A 14,555-nucleotide genomic window follows, 5' to 3' on the forward strand; every position below is an offset into this window, starting at 1 on the left:
CAAGGAAGGACAGCGACTGCTCGCGGTCGAGCCTGAGCTTCACGCTATCGAAGGCGAGCATGCGGTTGACGGAGAAGTGCCGGCCGACGTCGCGCAGGAAGTTGACGTAGTTGATCTCCATCAGCCAGTCGGCGTTGTTGACCATGACTGCGTCGCCGGGGCCGTTGCCGAACTTCAGGTAAGGCGCGAAATTGCGGCGGATGCCGACGAGATTGTCCTCGATGTCCTGCGGGGTGAGCAGCTTGCGCGCTTCGTCCTTGAAGGACGGGTCGCCGATCATCGAGGTGCCGCCGCCCATCAGCGCGATCGGACGGTGGCCGGTCTGCTGCAGCCAATGCAGCATCATGATCTGGATCAGCGATCCCGCATGCAGACTCCGGGCGGTGGCGTCGAAGCCGATATAGGCGCTTACCGTTTCCTTGGCGAAAAGCTGGTCGAGGGCGGATTCGTCCGAAATCTGGTGGATGAAACCGCGCTCGCTCATGATGCGCAGGAAATCGGATTTGAAGGCGGACATTTGTTCTTCCTGAGGTCGCCGGGCACTTGGCCATGCTTGATATGAAGGCGCGCGTTTAGCATCCAAGCGCGATCAGCAAAAGTGGTTTCCGGTTTTGCGTCCGATCGCGGTTCAACTGGGCAATCCAGCGATCAGCAAAAGTGGTTCCGGTTTTGCGTCCGGTCCCGTGCGGCACCGCTGTCCTTGCCTCACCCATTTTGCTGGCGTAATGAAGCGCCGCGCAAATACAGGCGCCATGCGGCGACGGGGCCATCCCGCAGTTTCAGATCGGACGAGCTCCCGCGATGAACAGGAACTACATTCTCCTCTTTCTGTTCAGCATCGTCATGACCGTCAGCGGGCTGGCCAGCCTGCCGCCGGTGGACCGCGACGAATCCCGCTTCGTCCAGGCGACCAAGCAGATGGTCGAGACGGGTGACTATGTCGACATACGCCTGCAGGACGTCACGCGCTACAAGAAGCCGATCGGCATCTATTGGCTGCAGTCGGCGGCGGTGGCGCTGAGCGGCGAGGGGGCGGCGGCGCCGATCTGGGTCTATCGCCTGGTCTCGATGCTGGGCATCGCGATCGCGGTCGTCGGCATCGGCTGGACCGGGACAAAGCTCTTCGGCGCCAATGCCGGGCTCGCTGCCGGCCTGATGATGGCGGCGATCTTCGCCACCGCCTTCGAGGGACGCGACGCCAAGACCGACGCGATGCTTCTCGCCTGCTGTGTGATCGCGCAGGGCGCGTTGGCCCAGGTCTATATGGCGGCCAAGCGCAACGAGTCGGTACCCGGGCATCTGCCGTGGATATTCTGGATCGCGCAAGGGTTGGGCATCCTGATCAAGGGCCCGGTTTCGCCACTCTTGTCGCTGCTCACGGCCGCGGCGCTTATTGCCTTCGACCGCGACTGGCGCTGGCTCACGAAGATGAAGCTGGTGCGCGGCGTCGCGATCGTGCTCGTGATCGTGCTGCCATGGCTGATCCTCATCACCTGGAAGAGCGGCGGCGCCTTCTTCCAGGAGGCGGTCGGCAAGGACATGCTGAACAAGGTGGCGCAGGGCGAGGAATCGCACGGCCTGCCGCCCGGCTTCTATATGCTCACCTACTCGCTGTTCATGTGGCCGTTCGGGCTGATCGCGGTCGGCGCCGGGCTGCAGGCGATCAACCGGTTCTGGGACGATCCGCGCCTGCGCTTCTGCCTGGCCTGGTACATCCCGTTCTGGCTGGTGTTCGAGGCGATCCCGACCAAGCTGCCGCATTATGTGATGCCGGCCTATCCGGGCATGGCGCTCTTGATCGGCTGGCTGCTCACGCTCCCGGCGGACCAGGCCAACGCGCCGCTGAAGCGCTGGCAGACATGGCTGTGGTGGGCGACGGCTTTCGGCCTTGCCGTGGTGGCGATCGGTCTTGCGGTGGTCTGCCTTGGCGCGCCGCTCTATCTCGCCAAGACCTTCTCCTGGTGGAGCATACCGGCGGCGATCGCCGCTCTTGTCACCGGCTATCTCGCTTTCCCCAGGCAGTTGCAGGTGCCGCTTGGCCGCATCGCCGCGATCGCGGTCGGCGCCGGGATCACCTTCAGCCTGCTGTTCGGCGTCATCGCGCCGTCGCTGAAGCCGATCTGGCTTAGCCCCGCGATCAAGACCGCGGTCGACGCCAACCGCCTTTGCGAGACCACCGTGCTCGCCTCGGCGAAATTCCAGGAGCCGAGCCTGGTCTTCCTGGTCGGCACCAAGACCGTGCTCACCGAGGTCGAGGGCGTGGCGCGGCATCTGCTCGACGATCCGTCCTGCGCGCTCGGCCTGGCGCCGATCAAGGACGAGCAGAAGCTTGCCGATGTGCTGACCGCCCAGGGCAAGTCGGCCAAGCGGCTGACCGAGATCGACGGCATCAACTATTCGTCAGGAGACAAGCTTGCGCTCGGGCTTTACCGGGTGGCGCCGTGATGAATAGCCTCGGGCATCGAATGCCCCTATAGACTCGCGCCAAAGCCATGTCCGCCGCGCCCTTTGCCCTTTACCGCCGCTCGCTCGGCAATTTCCGCGACACGATGTCGATCGTGATGCGACGCTTTGCCGTGCGGCCGGCGCGCTATCCGCGAATCCTATGGAGCGTCTGGCTCATAGCCTGGGTGCTGCTCATCATTGCGACCTTCCTGCGCCTCGACGCTGGCGCAGGCGAAATGCGCGGCGAATGGTCACCCGGCTTCGTGCGCTACACCGATTTCTTCACGCAGTTCGGCCTCGGCGGGTGGTACCTCATTCCGTCAGCGCTCTGCCTCGTCGCCGCCAATCTGACGGATTGGCGCGGCCTGTCCCGGCACGGCCGGATGCTGGTCTACAACTGGACGTGCTTCGCCTTCCTGGTGCTCTGCGCCGTCGGCCTGTCCGGTCTCGCGGTCAACCTGTTGAAATACGGCATCGGCCGGGCCCGGCCGCTTTATTTCGACAGCTTCGGCGTCCTGTCGCTGCATCCTTTCGCCATGGATGCGCGCTTCGCCGGCTTTCCCTCCGGCCATGCCACGACGATGGGTGCGGTGTTCGGCATCCTGCTGCTTTTGTTCCCGCGCCGCTGGTATATCGCGCTGGCGGTCACCGCCTGCATCGCTTCGACCCGCGTCTTCGTCGGCGCGCATTATCCAAGCGATACGGTTGCGGGCTTCGGCCTAGGGCTGGCGTTTGCTGTTGCCTCGGGGCTGGTTTTCGCCCGGCTCGGTTTCATCTTCGGCCAGACAAGCGCGAAGCTGCCGGTGCGCAAGCGGACATTCCGGCTGGCACCCTCCCGCGCGCCGAGAGGCAGGACTTCGATGGCCGGCCCGGTCGAAGGCGGCGAGATCGGCGCCGACCGGACGCCAACCCATTAAAGCTCTTCGACTGTACAGCTTTCCCGCTTAGCGCAGCCGCTTCGGCCGCGGATCCGCGAGTTCGCCGGCGAGGCGCCGGTCGAGATAGTCAGCGCATTCGTGGATCAGCAACTCGGCGTCATTGGCGAAGAAATGGTTGGCGCCGGGCAGCGTCTTCTGGGTGATGGTGATGCCCTTTTGCGTGTGCAGCTTGTCGACAAGCCCCTGCACGTCCTTGGGCGGCGCCACCTTGTCTGCATCGCCATGGATGATCAGGCCGGATGAAGGGCAGGGCGCCAGGAACGAAAAATCATAGGTGTTGGGCTGCGGCGCCACCGAGATGAAGCCCTCGATCTCCGGCCGGCGCATCAGAAGCTGCATGCCGATCCACGAGCCGAAGGAATAGCCGGCGACCCAGCAGCTTTTCGAATCTGGATGCAGCGACTGCACCCAGTCGAGCGCCGCAGCCGCGTCCGACAATTCGCCGGTGCCGTGGTCGAACTCGCCCTGGCTGCGGCCGATGCCGCGGAAATTGAAGCGCAGCACAGTGAAATCGCGCTTTTGGAACATGTAGAAGAGGTCGTAGACGATCTTGTTGTTCATCGTGCCGCCGAATTGCGGGTGCGGATGCAGCACAATGGCGATCGGGGCGCTCTTTTCCTTCGAGGGCTGATAACGTCCCTCCAGGCGACCAGCCGGACCGGCGAAAATGACCTCAGGCATAAAATACTCCACGTGGCATATGAATGCGCTAGCCCGGAACTCTTTCGGCCCTAACTGTCCTGCGGCCCCAAACCTTCTGTGGCCTTGACGCCGGGCGAGCGTCTTCCTAGAAGCTAGTTTAGAATTGTTCAAAACTGGGAGGCCGAAACCCGATGGTCCGGCCGCCCGCGCCGCAAGCCGGGTAAATAGGACGGCTTGCCTTGCAATTTCAAGGAAATAACGCGCTATCCTCGCGGGATAGTTGGCGGAAGGACGAACTGAGCGAAAATGGCCGCAACCCGCGCCTATCTCGACTACAACGCCAGCGCGCCGCTCATTGCGGAAGCGCGGGCGGCGATGGTCGCTGCGCTCGATGCCGCCAACCCATCATCGGTCCACACCGAGGGCCGCGCCGCGCGCCGGCTGGTCGAGGACGCGCGCCGCGACGTGGCGCGGCTGGTCAACGCCAGGCCCGAGCATGTCGTGTTCACCTCCGGCGCCACCGAGGCCTCCTCGACGCTGCTTACGCCGGACTGGCAGATGGGGCGCGGCGCCATCCGCATGAGCCATCTCTATGTCTCTGAGGCCGACCATCCCTGCGTCCTCAATGGCGGGCGCTTCGCGCCGGCGCAGGTGACGAGGATCGGCGTTGACAGCAACGGCATCGCCGATATCGAGGCGCTTGCCGCTGCGCTTGCCCAGCATGACAAGACAGCCGGCCTGCCGCTGGTGGCGATCCACGCCGCCAATAACGAGACTGGTGTCGTCCAGCCGGTGGGGCGCATCGCCGACATCGTCAAGGCCGCCGGCGGGGTGCTGGTTGTCGACGCCGTGCAGGCCGCCGGGCGGATTCCGCTCGATATGTCAGACCCTTATGCCGATTACCTGATCCTGTCCTCGCACAAGATCGGCGGTCCCAAAGGCGTCGGCGCGATCGTCGCCGCGTCCGACCTGATGATGCCGCGGCCGCTGGTCAATGGCGGCGGCCAGGAGAAGGGCCATCGCGCCGGGACGGAAAACGTTGCCGGGATCGCCGGTTTCGGCGCCGCCGCGCGGGCAGCGCTTGCCGGCCTCGGCAATATGGACGCCATCGCGCGCCGGCGCGACGAGGTCGAAGCCATCGTGACCGAACTGGCGCCGGACGCGGAAATCTTCGGAAATGGCGCTCAGAGGCTTGCCAACACGACATTCTTCGCTATTCCCGGCGTCAAGGCCGAGACGGCGCAGATCGCTTTCGATCTTGCCGGCGTCGCGCTGTCGGCGGGTTCGGCCTGCTCATCGGGAAAGGTCGGGCCAAGCCATGTGCTGAAGGCCATGGGCCATGGCGACAGCCTGGGCGCCTTGCGCGTGTCGATCGGCCGCGCGACCGGCGCCGAGGATATCGAGGCCTTCCGGGCCGGGCTGGCGGGCATCGTCGTGCGCCGGGCGGGTAAGGAAGAAGCCGCCTGACGGCGGCGAAGACGAATTCAGGCCCTGCGGCCTGGTAGAGTGGTGCGTTTTGTCCTGGCCGGGTGAATTTCCGGCGGATACGCACTATATGGAGCTTACTCCGCTGCGCACCCCTGCCGGGATGCGATCACAGCGGTGCCATAGTTTGAAAACTGCCGGGCCTTGACCCCGGCGTGGATGGAGAACGCTTATGCCTGCTGTGCAGGAGACGATCGATCGAGTCCGAAAGATCGACGTCGACCAGTATAAATACGGATTCCAGACAGAGATCGAGATGGACAAGGCCCCGAAGGGCCTGAGCGAGGACATCATTCGCTTCATCTCGGCCAAGAAGGATGAGCCGGACTGGATGCTGGAATGGCGTCTGGGGGCCTATCGCCGCTGGCTGACGCTGGAAGAGCCGACCTGGGCGCGCGTCCACTATCCGAAGATCGACTTCCAGGACATCTATTACTACGCCGCGCCGAAGAGCACGCCGGGGCCGAAGTCGCTGAGCGAAGTCGACCCTGAACTGCTCAAGGTCTATGAAAAGCTCGGCATTCCGCTCAAGGAGCAGGAAATCCTGGCCGGCGTGCAGAAGCTCGCGGCGGTGGACGAGGAAGCGGAGATAGGCGACAACGTCTACAAGTCCGGCCGCGTCGCGGTCGACGCCGTGTTCGATTCGGTTTCCGTGGTCACCACCTTCAAGGAAGAGCTCGCCAAGGCGGGCGTCATCTTCTGCTCGATCTCGGAAGCGATCCGCGAGCATTCGGAACTGGTCAAGAAATATCTCGGCTCCGTGGTGCCGACCTCGGACAATTTTTACGCGACGTTGAACTCGGCCGTGTTCACCGACGGTTCCTTCGTCTTCGTGCCGAAGGGCGTGCGCTGCCCGATGGAATTGTCGACCTATTTCCGCATCGACGAGAAGAACACCGGCCAGTTCGAACGCACGCTGATCATCGCCGAGGAGGGGGCTTACGTCTCCTATCTCGAAGGCTGCACGGCGCCGCAGCGCGACGAGAACCAGCTGCATGCGGCGGTGGTCGAGTTGATCGCGCTCGACGATGCCGAGATCAAATATTCAACGGTGCAGAACTGGTATCCCGGCGACGCCGAGGGCAAGGGCGGCATCTACAATTTCGTCACCAAGCGCGGCGACTGCCGCGGCGACCGCTCGAAGATCTCGTGGACGCAGGTCGAGACGGGTTCGGCCATCACCTGGAAATATCCGAGCTGCATCCTGCGCGGCGACGATTCCTCGGGCGAGTTCTATTCGATCGCGGTGTCGAACGGCTATCAGCAGGTCGATAGCGGCACCAAGATGATCCATCTCGGCAAGAACACGTCGAGCCGCATCATCTCCAAGGGCATCGCCGCCGGCTTCTCGCAGAACACCTATCGCGGCCAGGTCTCGGCGCACCGCAAGGCGGCCAACGCGCGCAACTTCACCAATTGCGACTCGCTTTTGATCGGCGACCAGTGCGGCGCGCACACCGTGCCTTACATGGAAGCCAAGAACGCGACGGCGAAGTTCGAGCACGAGGCGACGACGTCGAAGATTTCCGAGGACCAGAAGTTCTACGTCATGCAGCGCGGCATCCCCGAAGAGGAAGCGATCGCGCTGATCGTCAACGGCTTCGTCAAGGATGTCATCCAGCAGCTGCCGATGGAGTTCGCCGTCGAGGCGCAGAAGCTGATCGGCATCAGCCTCGAGGGTTCGGTCGGCTGACCGCAAAATTATTCAGGAAGAAACTATGCTTGAGATCAAGAATTTGCATGCCCGCATCGTCGATGACGGCACCGAGATCATCCGCGGCCTGAACCTGACGGTGAAAGCCGGCGAGGTCGCCGCCATCATGGGTCCGAACGGTTCGGGCAAGTCGACGTTGTCCTATATCCTCGCCGGCCGCGAGGACTATGAGGTCACCGAGGGCGACATCCTCTATAATGGCCAGTCGATCCTCGAAATGGATCCGGCCGAACGCGCCACCGCCGGCATCTTCCTCGCTTTCCAGTATCCGATGGAAATACCGGGCGTGGCGACCATGGAATTCCTGAAAGTGGCGATGAACGAGCAGCGCAAGGCGCGCGGCGAGGAGCCGCTCAAGGTGCCGGAGTTCCTCAAGCGCGTGAAGGAAGCCGCGGCTTCGCTCAGCATGGACATGAACATGCTGAAGCGGCCGCTCAATGTCGGCTTCTCCGGCGGGGAAAAGAAGCGCGCCGAGATCCTGCAGATGAAGCTGCTGGAGCCAAAACTCTGCGTGCTCGACGAGACCGATTCCGGCCTCGACATCGACGCGCTGAAGATCGTGTCCGATGGCGTCAATGCGCTGCGTTCGCCGGAGCGCGCCATCGTCGTCATCACCCACTACCAGCGCCTGCTCGAGCACATCGTGCCGGATTCGGTGCACGTGCTCTACAAGGGCCAGGTCATCAAGTCGGGCGACAAGTCGCTGGCGCTCGATCTCGAGGCCAACGGCTATGCCGGTGTGATAGGCGAAGCCGCGTGAGATGGGAGCGGTCGAGGCGAAAGTCATGAACATGCATGCACAGCCCCAGCGGACCTTGGCCGAGACGGCGCTGATCGACGCCTTTGGCGAGCGGCTGTCGCAACTGCCCGGCGACGGCGCGGTGATGGTCAAGCGCGACGACGCGATCGAGGCGATCAAGCACGGCCTGCCGACGCGCCGCGTCGAATCCTGGCATTACACGGACCTGCGCCGGTTGCTGACCAACGTGCCGGCTTTCGAAACCGACGCCGTGGCCAAGGCACTTGCGCCGGTTCTTGAAGGGTCGGCCGTGCTGCCTGTGCTGAACGGAGTCTCACAGACGAAGCTGCCGGAGGTCGAAGGCGTCACCGTGCAGCGCTTGTCGGAGAAGCTGACCGACGGAAGCGTTGCGCCGGGACTCGATCCCTATGGCGACGACGACGCGATCGGCGCGCTGAACACGGCCTTTGTTGCCGACGGCTATTTCGTCGATATCGCCGACGGCGCCGAGCTGGAAAAGCCGATCGAATTGCAGAATTTGCAGGCCGGCGGCCAATCGCATGTGCGGCTGTTGGCGCGTGTCGGGGCCGGCGCCAAGGCGGTCATCGTCGAGCGCCAGACGGGCGAGGGCGACGAGGCGCTGGTCTCGTCGGTCAGCCAGCTCGTGGTCGGCGACGGCGCGGAAGTGACCTGGCTGATCGTGCAGGAGCAGCCGGATACAGCCACGCATCTCGCCCAGTTCAAGGCGCATATCGGCCCGGATGCCAAGCTGACGCTGTTCGTGATGAATGCCGGCGGCAGGCTCGTTCGCCAGGAGGTCGTCGTCAGGACGACGGGCGAGGGCGCCGATTTCAAACTGCGCGGCATCAACCTTCTTGCCGGCGACACGCATACCGACACCACCATGGTGCTCGACCATGCCGTGCCGCACACGACGTCTACGGAAGTGATCCGCAATGTGGTGACCGGCAAGGCGCGCGGCGTCTTCCAGGGCCGCATCAACGTGCATCAATATGCGCAGAAGACCAATGCCAAGATGGCCTGCAACACGCTGCTTCTGTCGGATGACGGCGAGTTCTCGACCAAGCCGGAGCTGGAGATCTTCGCCGACGATGTGGTCTGCGGCCACGGCGCGACGGTCACCGAGATCGACCATAACCATCTGTTCTACCTGATGGCGCGCGGTATCGACGAGAAGTCGGCGCAGGGCCTTCTGGTGAAGGCGTTCGTCGCCGAAGTGATCGAGGAACTGGACGACGAAGCGCTGGTCGAAGCGCTCGAAGAGCGGCTCGACGGCTGGTTTTCGACGCACGGCTAGCGACGTAGGGCGCAGGCCCCCTCATCCGGCCGCTTCGCGGCCACCTTCTCCCCGAGGGGAGAAGAGGCGGATGCGACGTTGGTGACCTCCTCTCCCCATCGGGGAGAGGGTGGCCGGAGCGAAGCGGAGGTCGGGTGAGGGGGAGCCACATTGGAAGGTTGATTGCTGTGGACCAGAAGATCGAAACCACCCCCTATGATGTCGAGGCGATCCGCCGCGACTTCCCGATCCTGTCGCGCCAGGTCTACGGCAAGCCGCTGATCTATCTCGACAACGGCGCCTCGGCGCAGAAGCCGCAGGTGGTGCTCGACACGATCCAGCACGCCTATTCCCAGGAATACGCCAACGTCCATCGCGGCCTGCATTTTCTGTCAAATGCCGCGACCGACGCCTATGAGAATGCGCGCAAGTCGGTGCAGCGGTTTTTGAACGCGCCGAGCACCGACAATATCGTCTTCACCTCCAACACCACCTCGGCGATCAACACGGTCGCCTATGGCTGGGGCATGCCGCGGATTGGCGAGGGCGACGAGATCGTGCTGTCGATCATGGAGCACCACTCCAACATCGTGCCCTGGCATTTCATCCGCGAGCGGCAGGGCGCGAAGCTGGTCTGGGTGCCGGTCGACGATCTCGGCGCGCTTCACATCGAGGAATTCGAAAAGCGGCTGACCTCGCGCACGAAACTGGTCGCCATCACGCAGATGTCCAACGCGCTGGGCACGGTGACGCCGATCAAGGAGATCGTGCGCATCGCGCATGCGCGTGGCATTCCTGTCCTCGTGGACGGCAGCCAGAGCGCCGTCCATATGCCGATCGACGTGCAGGACCTCGACTGCGATTTCTTCGTCTTCACCGGACACAAGGTCTACGGCCCGTCGGGCATCGGCGTGCTCTACGGCAAGAAGGACAGGCTGGAAGAGATGCGGCCCTTCATGGGCGGCGGCGAGATGATCGAGGAAGTGACTGAGGATATCGTCACCTACAACGATCCGCCGCACCGTTTCGAGGCCGGCACGCCGCCGATCGTACAGGCGATCGGCCTGGGTGCTGCGCTCGACTACATGGAAAAAATCGGCCGCAAACGCATCGCGGGGCACGAGGCGGACCTCAAGACCTACGCGCACGAGCGGCTGCGGGCGATTAATTCGCTGCGCATCTTTGGCGACGCGCCGGGCAAGGGCGCCATCATCTCGTTCGAATTGCAGGGTATCCATGCGCATGACGTGTCTATGGTGATCGACCGGCAAGGTGTTGCCGTCCGCGCGGGCACGCATTGCGCCCAGCCGCTGTTGAAACGCTTCGGCGTCACCTCCACATGCAGGGCATCGTTCGGCATGTATAATACGAGGGCCGAAGTGGACGCTTTGGCCGAGGCGCTGGAAAAGGCGCGAAAGTTCTTCGGGTGATGATCATGGACGATGTGAGCGCGACCGCAGAGACTGTGCCGGAAACGGTGGGTGACAGCGTCGTTTCGGCCTCGGCGATCCCCGCCGACGAGCTGGCGCGGCTGACCGACGACATCGTTTCCGCGCTGAAGACGGTCTACGACCCGGAAATCCCGGCCGACATCTATGAGCTCGGCCTGGTCTACAAGATCGACATCGAGGACGACCGGTCAGTCAAGATCGACATGACGCTGACCGCGCCGGGCTGCCCGGTGGCCGGCGAAATGCCGGGCTGGGTCGAGAACGCCGTCGGCGCCGTCGAGGGCGTTTCCGGTGTCGAGGTCGCCATGGTGTTCGACCCGCCATGGACGCCCGACCGCATGTCGGAAGAGGCGCAAGTCGCGGTCGGATGGTATTAGGGATCGGCTTGAAAAGATTGGCTGACTTGCGCGCTAGGTGAAACTTCACCATCTTAAGGGCAGACTCATTCCGCGGGCCTTGAACCCGCGCGAAAGTGGAGAATGACATGGGACGCTTCGCCGTCATAACGATGACCGACAAGGCCGCCGATCGCGTGCGCGAGATCGTGGCCACGCGCGACAACGCGCATGGCATCCGCCTCGGCATCAAGAAGGGCGGCTGCGCCGGCATGGAATACACGATCGACCTGGTGACTGAGCCAAACACCAAGGACGACCACATCGAGCGCGACGGTGCGCATGTCTATGTCGCGCCCGAAGCCGCGCTGTTCCTGTTCGGCACCGAGATGGATTTCGAGCAGACTACGCTGCGCACCGGCTTCACCTTCAAGAACCCGAACCAGAGTTCGGCGTGCGGCTGCGGCGAATCCGTCGAATTGAAGCCCGCCGACCTCAAGGCGCTGGCAGAGGCGCGCGCGTCGGCCTGATCTTCCTTCGCCCCGTTTACGGGGAGAAGGTGGCCCGAAGGGCCGGATGAGGGGTAGGTGCGAAGTTTTGAGAGGCTGGCGCAGCCTGCCGGCGTTCGTCATTCCAAAAGCCAAGCAATTGGCGTTTCGTCCGCTTCGCGGACCACACCTCACCTCCCCGTAGAACGGGGAGAAGAAAGCTAATCGACCCACATGCCCGTGCGCTTATGCCAGTCGGCGATCGATTCCTCTGGATAGACCTCGAAGACCTTGTCCTTCTTGCCGATCACCGGCTCGACCCAGTTCGCTTTGTATTTCAGCATCAGATGCACCTTTTCCGGTGGCTTCGGCAGGTCGGTGTCGATTGCCGAGGCGAAGGGATGGACAAGCTCCGGCCAGGTCGGGTCGTAGAGCCAGAGGGCCGAGCCGCATTTGCGGCAGAAATTGCGCTCGCCGGTCGAGACCTCGCAATGCGGATGCTCGTCATCCTCGATTTCGGCGCGATAGACGCCGAGGCTGCGCTTGCCCGTGATTTTCAAGGTGTCGTAGTCGGCGCCGAGATTGATGGCGAAACCGCCGCCGCCCTGCTGCTTGCGGCAGATCGAGCAGTAGCAGAGCATGAACGGCACCGGCGTGTGGCTATCCACCTCGAACCGGACGGCGCCGCAGCGGCAGGAGCCTTTGAGCAGGACAGGCATGGCGGGAACTCCGTTTTCAGGTCTCAACCTGTCAGCATGCCTTTGGTTGCGGCGATGACAAGGCCGATGGCGGATGAGATCATCGCGCCATGGATAATACGCGCCTCGAAGAACTGTTCGAAAGCCTGGGCCCGATCAGCATCCGAAAACTGTTCGGCGGTAAGGGCATCTATTGCGACGGCGTCATCGTCGCGGTGGTAGGTGCGCGGCGAACTGCTGCTCAAGGCGGATGAGGAAACCATTCCCGATTTCGAGGCCGCCGGCTGCAGCCAGTGGACCTATACCGGCTCGCGCCACGGCAAGGACGTGGCGATGCCCTATTGGAGCGTGCCCGACGAGGCGTTCGACGATCCGGACGAGATGGCCGTGTGGGCGCGGCGTGCTTATGAGGCGGGAAGACGAGCGGGGAAGTGATTTGATCCGTTATTGAACACTACGAAGGGCACGTCGAGGCCGCCCCCTCATCCGGCCGCTTCGCGGCCACCTTCTCCCCAGCTGGGGAGAAGAGGTTGGCGCAGGGGCTGGCAGCTCCTCTCCCCTCGGGGAGAGGTCGGATTGCCCCGAATTGCTCTTCGCAATTCGGCCTTGGCAATCCGGGTGAGGGGGCCTTCGACGTGTGCCCTTACAGTGCCTTCGCGATCTCCGCCGCCAGCCGGGCATTGTTCTCGACCAGCGCGATGTTGGTCTTGAGGCTGCGGCCGCCGGTGAGTTCGAGGATCTTCGACAAGAGGAAGGGCGTCACCGCCTTGCCGGTGACGTTCTGCGCCTCGGCGGCCTTCTGCGCGGCGTCGATATAGCGGGCCATTTCGTCGGCCGGGATCTCGTCATTCTGCGGCACGGGATTGGCGACCAGAATGCCGCCGCCCAAGCCCAGCGCCTGGCGCGTGCGGTAGAAATGGGCGATGTCCCCAGGCGCCTGCAGCGTCAGCGGCGCGCGGAAGGGCGACTGCCTCGACCAGAAGGCCGGCATCGTCTCGCTGCCATGGCCGATGACCGGCACGCCGCGTGTCTCCAGCACTTCCAGCGTCTTTTCGATGTCGAGGATCGCCTTGGCGCCGGCCGAGACGACGATGACCGGCGTGCGCGCCAGCTCGTCGAGGTCGGCCGAGATATCAAAACTCTTTTCGGCGCCCTTGTGGACGCCGCCGATGCCGCCGGTGGCGAACACTTTTATGCCGGCCATGTGCGCGGCAATCATCGTGGCCGCAACCGTGGTGCCGCCGGTGCGCTTTTGAGCGACCGCGAAGCCGAGATCGGCGCGCGACAGCTTCATGGCGTCGCCCGTCATGGCAAGCGATTCGCGTTCGCCGTCGGAGAGGCCGATCTTGATGCGGCCGTCGACCACGGCGATCGTCGCCGGCACCGCGCCGGCATCGGCGATGATCTGCTCGACCTTGGCCGCCATGGCGCCATTGTCGGGGTAGGGCATGCCGTGGGTGATGATGGTGGATTCCAGCGCCACCACGGGCCGGCCGGCGGCAAGGGCCTCCGCCACGGGCGGGTGGACATCGACGAAGGGGCGGGTGGGTTCCGGCGTCATGGCTGTTCTCCGACAAGGAGGAAGTAGATTGTCGATGGCCCTATGCCACCTCCCGTGCCTCCGGCACAAGGGCAAGCGCCTGCCTGAAATTGGCGGTCGTGAGGGACGGCACGGCCTCTGGACTCTCGATGGCGAGCATCGCCGCCGCGGCGCCCTCGCGTAGCGCGGCACGCAGCGGCAGCCCGCGCAGCAGGGCGGCGACCGTCGCGCCGGTCAGCGCATCGCCGGCGCCGGTCACGTCGGCGACCCGGCGCGGCGCGGGCGGGTCGATTTCGAAGATGCCGGCGTCGTCGAAGCCCAGCACCGGAGCGCTGCCGGCCGTGATCACGCCGGCGTTCAGGCCGACCCGCCTGAGTGCGTCGACAAGGGCTTCTCCTGACATTTCGGCGCCAACCAGCGCGGCGGCTTCGCGGCGGTTCATGAAGAGCAGCGACAGATCACTGAGCAGAGGCGCCAGGCGGACGACCTTGGCTGGCGAGACGGCGATGGCGAAGACCGGCCGGTCGCCGGCGAGCGCAACCAGGCGCTCCAGCGCCGCGGTCGGCAGGTTGGCGTCGCACAGGATGGCGTCGGCCGCGGCGATCGCCTCGCGCACCTTGGAACGCCTCATCTGCTTGGGGAAGGCGAGGTCGTAGAGCGCCATGTCGGCCAGTCCGACGATCAATTCGCCCTCGGCGTCGATCAGCGCCGTGTAGCTCGGCGTCGTGCGGTCGAGGAACACCACCGAGAGGTCCGTTATCCCGGCGCTGTCGATCGCCGAGG

14 protein-coding genes and 1 pseudogene are annotated in these 14,555 nt (G+C 64.1%); 10 read left to right on the plus strand and 5 right to left on the minus strand.

The annotated features are described in order from the left end of the window. On the minus strand, nucleotides 1–517 hold a 517-nt coding region (gene tyrS / locus EOA24_RS09695; protein ID WP_127409768.1), incomplete at its 3' end, for a tyrosine--tRNA ligase. Nucleotides 518–801: 284 nt separating this feature from the next. Between tyrS and EOA24_RS09700 the strand changes: the two genes are divergently transcribed. Together EOA24_RS09700 and EOA24_RS09705 are read left to right on the plus strand one after the other, a co-directional pair. Further along, nucleotides 802–2,445 carry a glycosyltransferase family 39 protein gene (locus EOA24_RS09700; RefSeq protein ID WP_126082463.1) on the plus strand — a complete coding sequence of 548 codons (1,644 nt, stop codon included), beginning with the start codon at nucleotides 802–804 and terminating at the stop codon, nucleotides 2,443–2,445. 47 nt (nucleotides 2,446–2,492) lie between these two features. Then, entirely contained in the window at nucleotides 2,493–3,362 is an 870-nt protein-coding gene (locus EOA24_RS09705; RefSeq protein WP_126082464.1) for a phosphatase PAP2 family protein, read from the plus strand. A 27-nt stretch (nucleotides 3,363–3,389) separates the two neighbouring features. Here the strand turns inward: EOA24_RS09705 and EOA24_RS09710 are convergent, their stop codons facing one another. Then, entirely contained in the window at nucleotides 3,390–4,064 is a 675-nt protein-coding gene (locus tag EOA24_RS09710; protein WP_095818525.1) for an alpha/beta hydrolase, read from the minus strand. 267 nt (nucleotides 4,065–4,331) lie between these two features. Here EOA24_RS09710 and EOA24_RS09715 point away from each other — a divergent pair, with 267 nt between their 5' ends. The 7 genes from EOA24_RS09715 (at nucleotide 4,332) to sufA (ending at nucleotide 11,576) form a co-directional block, all read left to right on the plus strand. Continuing rightward, a complete protein-coding gene (locus EOA24_RS09715) occupies nucleotides 4,332–5,492 on the plus strand; it encodes a cysteine desulfurase family protein (RefSeq protein ID WP_126082465.1) in 1,161 nt (386 codons plus the stop codon). Nucleotides 5,493–5,682: 190 nt separating this feature from the next. After that, nucleotides 5,683–7,203 carry a Fe-S cluster assembly protein SufB gene (gene sufB / locus EOA24_RS09720; RefSeq protein ID WP_127409769.1) on the plus strand — a complete coding sequence of 507 codons (1,521 nt, stop codon included), beginning with the start codon at nucleotides 5,683–5,685 and terminating at the stop codon, nucleotides 7,201–7,203. Between the two features lie 25 nt (nucleotides 7,204–7,228). Beyond that, nucleotides 7,229–7,984, plus strand: coding sequence for a Fe-S cluster assembly ATPase SufC (gene sufC, locus EOA24_RS09725; protein WP_042644485.1), 756 nt, complete (start codon nucleotides 7,229–7,231; stop codon nucleotides 7,982–7,984). 25 nt (nucleotides 7,985–8,009) lie between these two features. Beyond that, on the plus strand, nucleotides 8,010–9,281 hold the full coding sequence (gene sufD / locus EOA24_RS09730) for a Fe-S cluster assembly protein SufD (protein WP_126082467.1): 1,272 nt from the start codon (nucleotides 8,010–8,012) through the stop codon (nucleotides 9,279–9,281). A gap of 167 nt (nucleotides 9,282–9,448) precedes the next feature. Further along, a complete protein-coding gene (locus tag EOA24_RS09735) occupies nucleotides 9,449–10,690 on the plus strand; it encodes a cysteine desulfurase (RefSeq protein WP_126082468.1) in 1,242 nt (413 codons plus the stop codon). A gap of 5 nt (nucleotides 10,691–10,695) precedes the next feature. Further along, nucleotides 10,696–11,088 (plus strand): SUF system Fe-S cluster assembly protein, encoded by a 393-nt coding sequence (locus EOA24_RS09740; protein ID WP_126082469.1) that lies wholly within the window; start codon nucleotides 10,696–10,698, stop codon nucleotides 11,086–11,088. Nucleotides 11,089–11,195: 107 nt separating this feature from the next. After that, the gene (gene sufA, locus EOA24_RS09745) at nucleotides 11,196–11,576 is read left to right on the plus strand and encodes a Fe-S cluster assembly scaffold SufA (protein ID WP_126082470.1); all 381 of its coding nucleotides are present in this window, start codon (nucleotides 11,196–11,198) and stop codon (nucleotides 11,574–11,576) included. 179 nt (nucleotides 11,577–11,755) lie between these two features. On the opposite strand, the gene EOA24_RS09750 is transcribed toward sufA, so the two are convergent. Then, nucleotides 11,756–12,253, minus strand: a complete 498-nt coding sequence (locus EOA24_RS09750; protein WP_126082471.1) for a GFA family protein — start codon at nucleotides 12,251–12,253, stop codon at nucleotides 11,756–11,758. Between the two features lie 89 nt (nucleotides 12,254–12,342). Between EOA24_RS09750 and EOA24_RS09755 the strand changes: the two are divergent. Then, a pseudogene (locus EOA24_RS09755) lies at nucleotides 12,343–12,667 on the plus strand (TfoX/Sxy family protein). Nucleotides 12,668–12,875: 208 nt separating this feature from the next. Here the strand turns inward: EOA24_RS09755 and EOA24_RS09760 are convergent. Then, entirely contained in the window at nucleotides 12,876–13,793 is a 918-nt protein-coding gene (locus EOA24_RS09760; RefSeq protein WP_127409770.1) for a pseudouridine-5'-phosphate glycosidase, read from the minus strand. Between the two features lie 40 nt (nucleotides 13,794–13,833). Further along, a partial coding sequence (locus tag EOA24_RS09765) for a PfkB family carbohydrate kinase (RefSeq protein ID WP_127409771.1) occupies nucleotides 13,834–14,555 on the minus strand: 722 nt, incomplete at its 5' end.

Origin of the sequence: Mesorhizobium sp. M2A.F.Ca.ET.039.01.1.1, from assembly GCF_003998035.1 — a bacterium.
Classification (GTDB): domain Bacteria; phylum Pseudomonadota; class Alphaproteobacteria; order Rhizobiales; family Rhizobiaceae; genus Mesorhizobium.

Bases quoted from the DNA above. Each gene is read 5' to 3' on its own strand.
- EOA24_RS09700 (WP_126082463.1), top strand. From the start codon at position 802: ATGAACAGGAACTACATTCTCCTCTTTCTGTTCAGCATCGTCATGACC.
- EOA24_RS09705 (WP_126082464.1), top strand. From the start codon at position 2,493: ATGTCCGCCGCGCCCTTTGCCCTTTACCGCCGCTCGCTCGGCAATTTC.
- EOA24_RS09710 (WP_095818525.1), bottom strand. From the start codon at position 4,064: ATGCCTGAGGTCATTTTCGCCGGTCCGGCTGGTCGCCTGGAGGGACGT.
- EOA24_RS09715 (WP_126082465.1), top strand. From the start codon at position 4,332: ATGGCCGCAACCCGCGCCTATCTCGACTACAACGCCAGCGCGCCGCTC.
- sufB (WP_127409769.1), top strand. From the start codon at position 5,683: ATGCCTGCTGTGCAGGAGACGATCGATCGAGTCCGAAAGATCGACGTC.
- sufC (WP_042644485.1), top strand. From the start codon at position 7,229: ATGCTTGAGATCAAGAATTTGCATGCCCGCATCGTCGATGACGGCACC.
- sufD (WP_126082467.1), top strand. From the start codon at position 8,010: ATGAACATGCATGCACAGCCCCAGCGGACCTTGGCCGAGACGGCGCTG.
- EOA24_RS09740 (WP_126082469.1), top strand. From the start codon at position 10,696: ATGGACGATGTGAGCGCGACCGCAGAGACTGTGCCGGAAACGGTGGGT.
- sufA (WP_126082470.1), top strand. From the start codon at position 11,196: ATGGGACGCTTCGCCGTCATAACGATGACCGACAAGGCCGCCGATCGC.
- EOA24_RS09750 (WP_126082471.1), bottom strand. From the start codon at position 12,253: ATGCCTGTCCTGCTCAAAGGCTCCTGCCGCTGCGGCGCCGTCCGGTTC.
- EOA24_RS09760 (WP_127409770.1), bottom strand. From the start codon at position 13,793: ATGACGCCGGAACCCACCCGCCCCTTCGTCGATGTCCACCCGCCCGTG.